The 12434-nt window shown below is 61.9% G+C and carries 13 protein-coding genes; 3 read left to right on the top strand and 10 right to left on the bottom strand.

Annotation, left to right across the window (positions count from 1 at the left end):
* Positions 1 to 20 precede the first annotated feature (20 nt).
* On the bottom strand, positions 21 to 434 hold the full coding sequence (locus tag ACQ4WP_RS01090) for a CopG family transcriptional regulator (RefSeq protein WP_034783786.1): 414 nt from the start codon (positions 432 to 434) through the stop codon (positions 21 to 23).
* Positions 435 to 712: 278 nt separating this feature from the next.
* On the opposite strand from ACQ4WP_RS01090, the gene ACQ4WP_RS01085 reads away from it, so the two are divergent.
* The 3 genes from ACQ4WP_RS01085 (at position 713) to ACQ4WP_RS01075 (ending at position 2931) form a co-directional block, all read left to right on the top strand.
* Positions 713 to 946: a DUF1289 domain-containing protein gene (locus ACQ4WP_RS01085; RefSeq protein WP_242428551.1), complete on the top strand. Its 234-nt coding sequence runs from the start codon at positions 713 to 715 to the stop codon at positions 944 to 946.
* An 8-nt stretch (positions 947 to 954) separates the two neighbouring features.
* Positions 955 to 1878 (top strand): MBL fold metallo-hydrolase, encoded by a 924-nt coding sequence (locus ACQ4WP_RS01080; protein ID WP_436518275.1) that lies wholly within the window; start codon positions 955 to 957, stop codon positions 1876 to 1878.
* A gap of 99 nt (positions 1879 to 1977) precedes the next feature.
* The gene (locus ACQ4WP_RS01075) at positions 1978 to 2931 is read left to right on the top strand and encodes an NAD(P)H-dependent flavin oxidoreductase (RefSeq protein ID WP_436518274.1); all 954 of its coding nucleotides are present in this window, start codon (positions 1978 to 1980) and stop codon (positions 2929 to 2931) included.
* A gap of 48 nt (positions 2932 to 2979) precedes the next feature.
* Here the strand turns inward: ACQ4WP_RS01075 and ACQ4WP_RS01070 are convergent, their stop codons facing one another.
* From ACQ4WP_RS01070 to ACQ4WP_RS01030, 9 genes are all read right to left on the bottom strand, one after another.
* On the bottom strand, positions 2980 to 3561 hold the full coding sequence (locus tag ACQ4WP_RS01070; protein WP_035823544.1) for a hypoxanthine-guanine phosphoribosyltransferase: 582 nt from the start codon (positions 3559 to 3561) through the stop codon (positions 2980 to 2982).
* A 63-nt stretch (positions 3562 to 3624) separates the two neighbouring features.
* Entirely contained in the window at positions 3625 to 4881 is a 1257-nt protein-coding gene (locus tag ACQ4WP_RS01065) for a phenylacetate--CoA ligase family protein (protein WP_436518273.1), read from the bottom strand.
* Positions 4878 to 5237, bottom strand: a complete 360-nt coding sequence (locus tag ACQ4WP_RS01060) for an MmcQ/YjbR family DNA-binding protein (protein ID WP_436518272.1) — start codon at positions 5235 to 5237, stop codon at positions 4878 to 4880. The genes ACQ4WP_RS01065 and ACQ4WP_RS01060 overlap by 4 nt, the downstream gene beginning before the upstream one ends.
* Positions 5238 to 5253: 16 nt before the next feature.
* Entirely contained in the window at positions 5254 to 6099 is an 846-nt protein-coding gene (locus ACQ4WP_RS01055) for an ABC transporter ATP-binding protein (RefSeq protein WP_436518271.1), read from the bottom strand.
* 63 nt (positions 6100 to 6162) lie between these two features.
* Positions 6163 to 7482, bottom strand: coding sequence for an ABC transporter substrate-binding protein (locus ACQ4WP_RS01050; RefSeq protein WP_436518270.1), 1320 nt, complete (start codon positions 7480 to 7482; stop codon positions 6163 to 6165).
* Between the two features lie 63 nt (positions 7483 to 7545).
* Positions 7546 to 8604, bottom strand: coding sequence for a branched-chain amino acid ABC transporter permease (locus ACQ4WP_RS01045; RefSeq protein ID WP_034752817.1), 1059 nt, complete (start codon positions 8602 to 8604; stop codon positions 7546 to 7548).
* Between the two features lie 55 nt (positions 8605 to 8659).
* Positions 8660 to 9556: a branched-chain amino acid ABC transporter permease gene (locus ACQ4WP_RS01040; RefSeq protein ID WP_198521486.1), complete on the bottom strand. Its 897-nt coding sequence runs from the start codon at positions 9554 to 9556 to the stop codon at positions 8660 to 8662.
* Positions 9557 to 9575: 19 nt separating this feature from the next.
* Positions 9576 to 10391 (bottom strand): ABC transporter ATP-binding protein, encoded by an 816-nt coding sequence (locus ACQ4WP_RS01035; protein ID WP_029496076.1) that lies wholly within the window; start codon positions 10389 to 10391, stop codon positions 9576 to 9578.
* Between the two features lie 14 nt (positions 10392 to 10405).
* Positions 10406 to 12337 carry an AMP-binding protein gene (locus ACQ4WP_RS01030; protein ID WP_436518269.1) on the bottom strand — a complete coding sequence of 644 codons (1932 nt, stop codon included), beginning with the start codon at positions 12335 to 12337 and terminating at the stop codon, positions 10406 to 10408.
* Positions 12338 to 12434: the final 97 nt, after the last annotated feature.

Below are 12434 nucleotides of genomic sequence, written 5' to 3'. Positions count from 1 at the left end.
TATCGCCGCGAACCAATACGCTAGTGAATTCGCCCTGCAAGCGCCGTCTTGACGACAGTGCTGGCATGCAGGGCACCTAATACGAAAATCGACTCGATGGTGGCCAGTGCCAGTTCCACGGAAACGTCGCTGGCGATGCTGGCCAGTCCCAGGACCTGGATCTGCAGGCGCTGGCCGGCTGCCTGGATCGCTTCCAGGTCGGCGCGCGAATAATGCTGCATGCCCAATACCAGGCTTTTACGGGCGACGGTTTGTTTCACCACGTCGGCGTGGATACCCAGCTGGTTGCGTATGGCCGTACGGATCAGATCCGTGCGGTTGGAATAAAATCCCTCCTGGACCAGCAGATCGATCTGCCCCAGGTCGATCAAGCCGAGGTTGATCGTGATTTTTTCGGATTCCCCAATTTTGGGCTTGCTGTCTTGCTTGGCCATATATCTCCATAAACTCCACGTGGCATCCAATTGCCATCTGCATGGATGGTAGTATAGTTGTGAAAGATCTCAAGTCAAGCAGGATCTGGCCTGATTCTGTTGTAGGACGGGCACCCGCAGAGTGAAAACCGGCTGCAAAATAAATTTCCAGAAGATGCTTTTTTGAGCATGCTTTCGCTTGAAAATATACTCACAGAAACATTGCATGGCGACGCCGCCGCCTCGCCGGCACGGTTTCGCGGCATAATGAAAGCCTACACGTTTACCGATGCCGCTCCATGATGGTCGCTACCCCACCTCCGCCAGCCGTTCCGCTCCCCTTGCCGTCGCCGGTGCCGTCGCCTTGTGTCAGCCTGTGCAAGATGAACCGCAACAGCGGCTTGTGCGAAGGCTGCTTGCGCACGCTCGACGAGATCATCGCCTGGAGCAAGGCCGACGACGACTTCAAGCGCGCCGTGTGGGCCGAATTGCCAGGCCGCGAATCTTTGCTCGATTTCGAGTCCGACTACTGAGGAAGCCCATGCCGCGATCGCCAGCGCTGTTCCCCGATTCCATGCAGGTGTTCGAACGTGGCTGGCTGTCGTCGAACAACATTCTGTTCAAGGGCAAGGATGACGCGGCCCTGATCGACAGCGGCTATGTCACGCATGCGTCGCAAACATTGGCCTTGCTGCGCCATAGCTTGCAAGGGCGACCGCTGCACCGCTTGTTCAACACCCATCTGCACTCCGACCATTGCGGCGGCAACGCGCTGCTGCAAGCCGAATATGGCTGCCAGACGGCCATTCCCGTATCGGAAGCGGACAAGGTGCGAGCGTGGGATGTGGATGCCTTGAGTTTCCAAGCCACTGGCCAGCAATGTCCGCGCTTCGGCTTTGACGCCACCGTCTCGCCCGGCGACACGTTTACTCTGGCCGACATGGCCTGGCAGGCGCTGGGCGCACCGGGCCACGACCCGCACTCCCTGATTTTTTACTGCGCCGACGAGGGCATCCTCATTTCCGCCGACGCCCTGTGGGAAAACGGCTTTGGCGTGATCTTCCCCGAACTCGATGGCGGCTCCGGCTTTCTTGAGGCGCGCGCCACGCTGGACCTGATCGCCAGCCTGGACGTGCGCGTGGTGATTCCCGGCCATGGACGACCCTTCCAGGACGCCGCTGACGCCCTGCAGCGCGCGTATTCGCGTCTTGATTACCTGTCGTCGGACCCCGTGCGCAATGCGCAGAATGCCGTCAAGGTGCTGCTGAAATTTTTGCTGCTGGAGCGTCAGCGCATCGCCATCGCCGACATACCGGCCTTGTTGCGCGGCATGCCCGTCTTCGTAGAGGCTAACCGGCGCTTCCTGCGCCAGGAGGCGGTCGCGCTGGCCGAGTGGGCCGTCTCGCAGCTGGTGAGAGCTGCAGCGGCACGCGTCGAGGGTGAGTACTTGTTCAACGAAGGCTGAAACGGACAGGTGATAAATTCAGCACGACCGTACTTTTTCTGCACTATAATCAACGTTCAGTGTGTCTCTCATCCCGATCAACTTTCCAGCGAGTCCGCCATGGCATTGCCTGTTGCGTTGCAAAACCTCTCCTTACCCGTTATCGCCTCGCCGATGTTCATTGCCAGCGGCCCGGCTCTCGTCGCGGCGCAGTGCAAGGCCGGCATCGTCGGTTCCTTCCCGGCCCTGAACGCGCGTCCCGCCGCATTGCTCGATACCTGGCTCACTGAGCTGCAGGCCGAGCTGGCCGCCTTCCAGGCCGCCAATCCCGATAAAAAAGTGGGGCCGATCGCCGTCAACCAGATCGTGCACCAGTCGAACGACCGCCTGGCGCACGATGTGGAAGTGTGCGTGAAACACCGGATTCCCATCATCATTTCCTCGCTGCGCGCGCCGCCCAAGGAAATGCTCGACGCCATCCACAGCTATGGCGGCATCGTGCTGCATGACGTGATCTCGATACGTCATGCGAAAAAGGCGCTGGAAGCGGGTGTCGATGGCTTGATCCTGGTCGCCAGCGGCGCCGGCGGCCACGCGGGCACCCTGTCGCCGTTCGCGCTGGTGGGCGAAGTGCGCAAATTCTTCGACGGCCCGCTGGCGCTGTCGGGCTCCATCGCCACCGGCGACGCCGTGCTGGCCGCGCAAGCCATGGGCGCCGACTTTGCCTACATCGGCTCGCGCTGGCTGGCGACCAAGGAGTCGAACGTCAGCGATGGCTACCGCGACGCCATCGTCGAATCTGCGGCATCGGACATCGTCTACACGAACCTGTTTACGGGTGTGCACGGCAATTACCTGAAAAAATCGATTGTCGCGGCGGGACTCGATCCGGAAGCCTTGCCCGAAGCGGACAAGAGCGCGATGAATTTCGGTTCCGGCAGCGCCAAGGCCTGGCGCGACATCTGGGGCGCCGGCCAGGGCGTGGGCTTGATGGATGACGTGCCGAGCGTGGCCGAGATGGTGGCGCGCCTGAAGGCCGAATACGATGCGGCGCGTGCGCGCCTGAAGCTGTAACGCTGGTAGTGCCGGCTGACGCGGCATGTCGCGTCAGCCGAGCCATCCTTACTCCTGCTTCAAATCCTCGGGCTTGATGGCCCACAGGCCCGGCAGGTTGCGCCAATAGCCATACGCATCCATGCCGAAGCCGACGACGAAGCGGTTCGGAATCACCAGGCCGACGATGTCCGCCTGCACGGGCTTCTTCTTGCCGATGGCCTTGTCGGCAAACACGGCCAGGATCACTTCGGACGCGCCCATGTCCAGCAGGCGCTGCTTGACGTGCGCCAGGGTTTCGCCTTCGTCCAGAATATCGTCGAGCACGATGACGGTGCGGCCCGCTACGTTCGAGCGGGGGATGACTTTCCACACCACTTCGCCACCCTTGTCGTCGTCGCCGTAGCGGCTCACATGGATGTAGTCGAATTCGAGCGGAAAGCTCAGCTGCGGCAGCAGGTTGCCCGTAAACACGACGGCGCCGCCCATCACGCCCAGCACCAGCGGGAACTCTTTCGAGTCCTCGGCGTTGAAGCGCGTGTTGAGCACATCGGCCATGCGCGTGATCGACGCCTGCACGGTATCTTGGTCGAACAGCAGCTCCGCGTTCTTGATCAGGTCACGGGCACGATTGTGATGAAATTCTTGCATGGACTCTTGCATGGCGATGAGTAGGGCTGATGGTCAATGCCGGTATTATCCCGCAAATCGGCCTTATTTGTAATCGCGCATGTCGTCGATGACCTTGCCGTCTTGTGCCAGGCTGCCCACGGCCACCAGCACCACGTCGCCGCGCAGCTTGGTCAGTTCGCGGATCGAGCCGATGATGGCCTCGGTACCGCTGGCGTCAAGCGGATCGTCGACTTCGCAATGCAAAGCCATCTCGTCGTTGGCCATGCGTCCCGAGACCACCAGCCGCGCCTTCTTGATCTGCGGATGGCGGCGCGCTATTTCATGCACCTGCGACGGATGCACGAACATGGCGCGCACCTTGGTGGTCTGGTCGGCGCGTCCCATCCAGCCGCGGATGCGCGTATTCGTGCGCCCGCACGGCGAATCCGCCGCGTCCATCAGCACGGCCGATAAATCGCCCGTGGCGAAGCGGATCAGCGGGTAGTCGGCATTGAAGACGGTCACGATGACTTCTCCCACCTCGCCCGGTGCGACGGGAATGCCGCTGCCCGGGTGGACGATTTCGAGCAGCACGTTTTCGTCGACGACCATGCCCGGATTGAGCTTGCCATTGCTGGCCGTTTCATAGGCGATGCTGCCGATATCGGCCGAGGCATAGGTCTGGAACACGTGCGGCACGCCATTCTCGGCAAACCAGGTACGCAAGGATTCGGGCAAGGCTTCCGCGCCCATCACTGCCTTGGTGACGCTGCTGATGTCGGCGCCCATCTCGCACGCCTTCTCGATGATCAGTTTCAGGAATGACGGCGTGCCGATATACGTGTCCGGCTTCAGGTCGACCATCGCCTGCACCTGCATTTCCGTCTGGCCGATGCCGGCCGGGATGACGGTGCAGCCGATGCGTGCGGCGCCCCCTTCGACCATGAAGGCGGCCGGCGTGAAGTGATACGAAAAGCAGTTCTGCAGCAAGCCGCCGGCGCGCACGCCGGCCGCATACATGGGGCGCGCGAAGCGCCACCAGTCGGGGCCGCGGCCTTCCGGATCGAAGATGGGGCCGGGCGAGACGAACACGCGCGACAGGGCGTGTTTCGGCGTCGTGTTCAAGCCGCCGAACGGCAGCGCGCCGTGCTGCAATTGCTTGAGGTCGGACTTGCGCGTGACGGGCAGTTGCGCCAGCGCGGCGCGGCTGGTGATGTCGGCCGCGTTGACGCCATCAAGGATGCGGGCCCAGCCAGGCGCCGCCTGCGCGCGCGCGATCAGCTGCGGCAGGCCGGCCATCAATTCGCGTTCGCGCTCTTCGGGGGCGCGTGCTTCCAGACTGTCGAGCGTATCGGTCATGTTGCTGATTCTCCAATGTCACGTTGCAGTTTTTTCGTCAGCCTGGCAAAAATCAGGCTGTATGAGCGGTGCAGCAGGGTCGCCATCTCGGCATCGTCAAGGGCGTCGGGGCTGGCGACCAGCACCCATTTGGCCCGCGCCAGGTAGGGCGCCGGGCGGATGCCGGGGCGGTCCGTCAATTCCAGGAAGCGTTCCGCATCGACCTTGAAGCTCATGCCGCGCGTGCTGTGCGCTTCCGCGCCGCACAGCGCGAACATCTTGCCGCCGACGCAAAACGCCAGCACGTTCGTCCATTTGATGTCTTCTGCCGCGCCGGGAAAGCCGCGGCACACCTGCTTGGCTCGTTCCAGGTCCATGAAGGCTGCTCCCGTGTCAGGCCAGCCAGCGCTTGCGGCGGCGGTAGAACTTCATGTCGCGGAAGCTCTTGCGCCCGGCGCTGGAGACGCCCAGATAAAACTCTTTGACGTCTTCGTTGCTGGCCAGTTCCTGGGCTTGTCCTTCCATCACGACCCGTCCGTTTTCCAGGATGTAGCCGAAGTCGGCGTAGCGCAGCGCCACGTTGGTGTTTTGCTCGGCCAGCAGGAAAGACACGTTTTCCTTGTGGTTCAGGTCCTTGACGATGCCGAAGATCTCTTCGACGATCTGCGGCGCGATGCCCATCGAGGGTTCGTCCAATAAAATCATCGAGGGCTTTGCCATCAGCGCGCGGCCGATGGCGCACATCTGCTGTTCGCCGCCCGAGGTATAGCCGGCCTGGCTGCTGCGCCGCGTTTTCAGGCGCGGGAAATAGTGATACACCTTCTCCAGCGCGTCTTTCAGCTCGCCGCGCGACAGGCTGCGCGTGTAGGCCCCCGTCAGGAGGTTCTCCTCGATGGTGAGGTGGCCGAAACAATGGCGCCCTTCCATCACTTGCGACAGGCCCCGCTTCACCAGTTCATTGGGCGTCAATTGATCCACGCGCTCGCCCTTGAACTGGACCTCGCCCTTGGTGACGTCGCCGCGTTCGCCGCGCAGCAGGGTCGAGATGGTTTTCAGCGTGGTCGACTTGCCGGCGCCGTTGGCGCCCAATAGCGCCACGATCTTGCCCTGCGGGACCTGCAGCGACACACCCTTCAGGACCAGGATCACGTGGTCGTAGATGACTTCGATATTGTTCACCGACAGATAGGGCGGCGGCGTTTCCGCCTGGATCGGGGATTGCGTGGCAGTGTGGGTCATGGCTGCTTCTTTAAAATGTTAAACACGGGACCGGCGCGCTGGCACCGGTCCGGTTCTAGTTGCTTATTTCATGCACGCCGGCGTGATCTTCTTCTCTTCGGCGTACTTGCCTGACGATTCCTCGACCAGCTTGCGCACCAGGGCTTTGTCGCCGACGATCCATTTCGGCGTGATGGCGGTCCATTTCTTGCCATCCCACTGCTGCACCTTCACGGCGCCCGAGCCTTCATGGTCGTCGCAGCTGGTCTTCACGGTGGGGAACATGCCCAGCGCGCCGACGGCCTTCTGGCGCGCATCGTCGACGTTCAGGTTTTCCAGGCCCCAGCGCATCTGCTCGCCCGTGACGGGCTTGCCCTTGCCGAATTTTTCCTGCGCCACGCGGATCGCTTCCACCCACAGGATGCCGGCCGTCACGCCGCGCATGTGGTAGACGGAGCCGATGCGCGACTGATCGGACAGGTTGCCCTTGCCGGACGCGTAGAGTTTTTTGCGGATGTCGTCCAGCACGGGGTAGTTGCCCGGCGTATTGAAGCTCATGGCGGAATAGCCCTTGGCCGCATCGCCCGATGGAATCGTGTCTTCCTCGGAGCCGGCCCACCACACGCCCAGCATTTTTTCGCGCGGGAAGCCGTTGCGCTGCGCCGTCTTGATGGCGACCGAGTTCATCACGCCCCAGCCCCACAGGATCACGTGGTCCGGCTTGGCCTGGCGGATCTGCAGCCATTGCGATTGCTGTTCGCTGCCAGGCGGCGCGACGGGAATTTTCACCAGTTCAAAGCCGTACTGTTTCGACAGGGCTTCCAGGACGGGCAGCGGCTCCTTGCCGAAGGCCGAATCGTGGTACAGGTGGACGATCTTCTTGCCTTTCAGCTTGTCCATGCCGCCATTCTTGTCGCCCAGGTATTTGATCATGGCGGCGGCCTGGCTCCAGTAGCTGGAGATGAGCGGATACACATACGGGAAGACCTTGCCGTTGGCGGCGTCCGAGCGGCCGTAGCCGATCATCGTCATGGGGATCTTGTCCTGCGCCACGCGGTCCAGAATGCCGTAGGCGACGCCCGTGGAGAGGGTTTCGACCAGGGTGGCGCCGCCCTGCTTGGTTTTCAGGCGCTCATAGCATTCGACGCCGCGCGACGGGTTGTATTCGGTTTCGCATTCTTCCCAGCTGATCTTGACGCCATTCACACCGCCGGCCTGGTTGACCAGGTTGAAGTAGTCGATGATGCCGCCGTAGAAACCGGAGCCGCCGGCCGCGTAAGGGCCTACGCGGTAGGACGGCAGGGCGATGTACTGTTCCTTGTCTTGCGCCTGCGCGCTGCCGGCCATGGTGAGCGTGGCACTGGCGATGGCGGCTGCCAGCATGAGCGATTTGATGTGTTTCATTGTGTCTCCTCTTGTTTTATTTGGTATTCAAGTGAACCGACATCGGACTGCGAAGTAAAACCGTTAGTGCGGGAAAGGCCAGAGGCGTAATTTTTCTTTCGCGATCTGCCACAGCCTGGCCAGGCCGTGCGGCTCGACGATCAGGAAGAAGATGATCAGCGCGCCGAACACCATCAGTTCCAGGTTCGAGGCCACGCTGGTCGGCAATGCCAGGCCATGCGCGATGGTGTTCAGGAAGACGGGCAGCAGCACGATGAAGGCCGCGCCGAGGAAGGAGCCGAGGATGGAACCGACGCCGCCGATGATGATCATGAAGAGGATGCGGAAGGACAGGTCCAGGTTGTACGCTTCCGGTTCCACCGTGCCCAGGTAGGCATACGCATACAGGGCGCCGGCCACGCCGCAGTAGAACGAGCTGACGGCAAACGCCAGCAGCTTGGTGCGCATCAGGCGAAAACCGATTACCTCGGCGGCCATGTCCATGTCGCGCACGGCCATCCACGAGCGGCCCACGTTCGAGCGGATCATGTTCTTCGCCAGCAGGGCCATGCCGGCGACAATCGCCAGCACCAGCAGGTATTTGCTTTGCGGCGTATCGAACTGGTAGCCGAGGATGGTCATTTTCTGCACCGTAATCACGCCCGAGGAGCTGTAGTTGGTCAGGTACGGGATCTTGGTCAGGCACCAGACGACAAAAAACTGCGTCGCCAGCGTGGAGGCGGCCAGGTAAAAGCCACGAATGCGCAAGGAGGGCAGGCCGAAGGCGATGCCCACCATGGCCGCGCACAGGCCGCCCAGGATGAACGACACCAGCAGCGGCAAGCCGGGCAGGCGGGCCATGAAGTTATACGAGGCAAAGGCGCCCACGGCCATGAAGGCGGCCGTACCCAGCGACAGCTGGCCTGCGTAACCGGTCAGGATGTTCAGGCCCAGTGCTGCCAGGGCGAAGATCAGGAAGGGAATCAGGATCGCCGACAACATGTAGGGCGAGGCAAAATACGGCAGGAGGAAGACGGCGACGAGGAGTGTGGCCGTCAGCGCCAGGCGGTCTTGCCTGATCGGGAAAATCTGGTTGTCAGCCTGGTAGCTGGTCTTGAATTGTCCTGCTTCACGGTAAATCATGGCGTGTCCTTTGCGATGGAGCGGTAGCGTTGTGCGTCATGTGCATGGTGCGGTGTCAGATGCGCCGGATGATCTTCTCGCCGAACAGGCCTTCCGGGCGCACCAGCAGGAACAGCAGGGCCAGCACATACGGGAACCAGCCTTCGATGCCGCCGCCCACCATGGGACCGAGGTAGACTTCGGCCAGCTTTTCCGACGCGCCGATGATCAAGCCACCGACGATGGCACCGGGCACCGACGTAAAGCCGCCGAGGATCAGCACCGGTAGCGCCTTCAAGGCGATGAAGGTGAGTGCGAACTGCACGCCGTTGCGCGCGCCCCACAGCAAGCCGGCCACCATGGCCACCAGGCCTGCCACACCCCACACCACGGCCCAGATGCGCTGCAGCGGAATGCCGACAGCCAGCGCCGCCTGGTGGTCGTCGGCGACGGCGCGCAGGGCGCGGCCGACCTTGGTTTTCGAGAACAGCAAGGCCAGGCAAATCACCAGCAGCGCGCAAATGCCGGCCGCCATCAGATCGAACTGTGAGATGTTGATGTCGAAGCGGTCCATCAAAAACTGCATCGGCACGTCTTCGATGGGCAGGTCCAGCTTGTGCACTTGCGAGCCCCACATCAGCTGCGCCAGGCCTTCGATGAAAAAGGTCAGGCCGATGGTGGCCATGAAGAGCGTGATTTCCGGCTGGTTGACGAGGGGGCGCAAGACCACCCTTTCAATCGCCATGCCCAGCACGATCATGGTGAGCATCGTCAGCGGGATGGCCAGCCATAGCGACAGGCCGAACTTGTCCATGATGCCGACGCAGGTGAGGGCGGCGAAAAACACCATCGCTCCCTGGGCGAAGTTGAACACGCCCGAGGCCTTGTAGATCAAGACAAAACCGATCGCCACCAGCGCGTACATGACGCCTGACAGCAGGCCGCCGATCAGCACTTCAAAGAAAAAATTAATGTTCATTTCCATCCCTTGTCTAATGCGCCACACCTAAGTAGGCGTTGATGACATCCTGGTTGCTGCGCACCTCGTCGGGCGTGCCGTCGCCGATCTTCTTGCCGTAGTCGAGTACCACCACGCGGTCGGAGATATCCATCACCACGCCCATGTCGTGCTCGATCAGCACGATCGTCGTGCCCAGTTGGTCGTTGACGTCGAGGATGAAGCGGCACATGTCCTGCTTTTCTTCCACGTTCATGCCGGCCATCGGTTCGTCCAGCAGTAGAATTTCCGGTTCGGCCACCAGCGCGCGACCGAGCTCCACGCGCTTTTGCAAACCGTAGGGCAGGCGCCCCACAGGTGTCTTGCGGATGGCCTGGATTTCCAGGAAGTCGATGATCTCCTCGGCCTTCTTGCGGTGCTCGATTTCCTCGCGCCGCGCCGGGCCCCAATACAGGGCTTGCAAGAGAAAATTCGACTTCATCTTCAGGTTGCGCCCCGTCATGATGTTATCGAGCACCGTCATGCCTTTAAACAGGGCGATGTTCTGGAAGGTGCGCGCGATGCCGGACTTGGCGGCCGCGTAGCAATCCATGCCGCGCCGGTGTTCGCCCCGATAAATGATCTCGCCCTGCTGCGGACGGTACACGCCATTGATCACGTTCAGCATCGAGCTTTTGCCCGCGCCGTTCGGGCCGATGATGGCGCGGATTTCATGCTGTTTGACGTCAAACGAGATGTCGGTCAGCGCTTTCACGCCGCCGAACGACAGCGAGATGTTCTTCAGGTCGAGGATCACGGGACCGGTCTTGCGGGCCGTGCCGAAATGGGCGTCGGGTTCGTTCATTTGCATCGTGCTGTGCTCCATCATGCGGCCAGGCCCTGGGGCCGATACGTTTTGCTGTCCCAGATCTGCAGGTCGGCGCTGGTCGAACCGGTGCGGCCATCCTCGAATTTCACCTGGGTCTCGATGTATTGCGTTGCCTTGCCCTCATACAGGGCGGAAATGAGCACCGCGTACTTTTCGGCGATGAATTTGCGGCGTACCTTGCGCGTGCGCGTCAGCTCGTCGTCGTCCGGGTCGAGTTCCTTGTGCAGCACCAGGAAGCGGTGGATCTGCGTGTGGTCCATCAGCGGATCGGTCGCCAGTTCCGCGTTGACCTGCTCGATGCAGTCGCGGATCAAGCCGTAGGTTTCGGCGCGCGCCGCCAGGTCGGTGTAGCCGGCATACGCGATGCCGCGCCGTTCCGACCAGTTGCCCACCGCTTCGATATCGATATTGATGAAGGCGCACACCTGGTCGCGCGCATGGCCGAAGGCCACCACTTCCTTGATGAAAGGGAAGAACTTGAGCTTGTTTTCGATGTAGTTGGGCGCGAAGATGGCGCCGCACGTCAGCTTGCCGACATCGGCCGCGCGGTCGATGATTTTCAGATGGCCTTCGCTGTCGAACACGCCCGCGTCGCCCGTATGAAAGAAGCCGTCGGCATCGATCACTTCGGCGGTGGCATCGGGACGTTTGAAGTAGCCGCTCATGGTGGCCGGCGACTTCACCAGCACTTCGCCATTGGCCGCCAGCTTGACTTCCACGCCCGGCGCCGGCAAGCCCACGCTGTCGAACTTGATATTGCCGTCCGGCTGCAGACACACATAGGCGCAGGTTTCAGTGGAGCCGTACAGCTGCTTGAGGTTGACGCCGATGGAACGGTAGAAGCGGAACAGGTCGGGGCCAATGGCGGCGCCGGCCGTATAGGCGACGCGCACGCGCGACAGCCCCAACACGTTTTTCAGGGGGCCGTAGACCAGCAGCTCGCCCAGCTTGTAGCTGAGGCGATCCGCCAGCGACACGGGCTTGCCATCCAAAATCTGCGCGCCGCAGCGCTTGGCCACGTCCATGAAGTGGCTGAACATGTGGCGCTTGATGCTGCTGGCGTCTTCCATGCGTATCATCACGCTGGTGAGCATGTTCTCGAACACGCGCGGCGGGGCAAAGTAACAGGTGGGGCCGATTTCGCGCATGTCGATCATCACCGTGTCGCCCGATTCGGGGCAATTCACGGTGAAGCCGGCCACCATGGCCTGCGCCAGCGAAAACAGGCAGTCGCCCACCCACGCCATGGGCAGGTAGGACAGGATGTCTTCGTCGTCGGTGAGTTTGTCGAAGCCCACGCCGCCTTCGCCGGCTGCCAGCAGCGCCGTGTGGCTCTGGCACACGCCCTTCGGCTTGCCCGTGGTGCCCGAGGTGTACAGGATCACGGCCGAGTCGTGGCCAGCACCGGCTGCCACCGCAGCGTCGAAGAAGCCCGGATGCTCGCGGTCATAGGCCCTGCCCAGCACCTGCAGGGCGGCAAAGGACATCAGTTCCGGCTGGCGGTAATGGCGCATGCCCCGTTCATCGTCGTAGGCGATGTGGGCGATGTGCGGATACAGGGCCTTGAGTTCGAGCAGCTTGTCGACCTGCTCCTGGTCTTCGACGATGGCGTAGCGGATTTCCGCATCTTGCAGCACATAGGCCATGTCGGCGGCCGGCGCGTCCTGATACAGTGGCACCGGCACGCCGCCCAGGCTTTGTGCGGCCAGCATGGCCCAGTACAGGCGGGGACGGTTGTCGCCGATGATGGCCAGGTTCATGCCGCGCTGGAAGCCGATGGCAGCCAGTCCGCAGGCCAGAGCGCGCACCTCCTCGTTGACCTCAAGCCAGGTCCAGGTTTGCCAGATGCCCAGGTGTTTTTCGCGGAATGCGGGCTTGTCGGATCGTACTGTCCCGTGTTGCAATAAGCGCCGCGGAAAAGTCGGCATTGTTGCTGTGGTAGTCGTTTGCACCAGTGTCTCCCTGTTGCTTGTCTCAGGTGCCACCTCGTTGGATGGCGCTCTGTGTTTTTATGTGTAAGGCGTT

The organism is Janthinobacterium lyxosi (assembly GCF_051380665.1).
Classification (GTDB): Bacteria; Pseudomonadota; Gammaproteobacteria; order Burkholderiales; family Burkholderiaceae_D; genus Janthinobacterium.
Note: the sequence above shows the minus strand (reverse complement) of the source record. Positions and strands in the feature narration are given on the sequence as shown.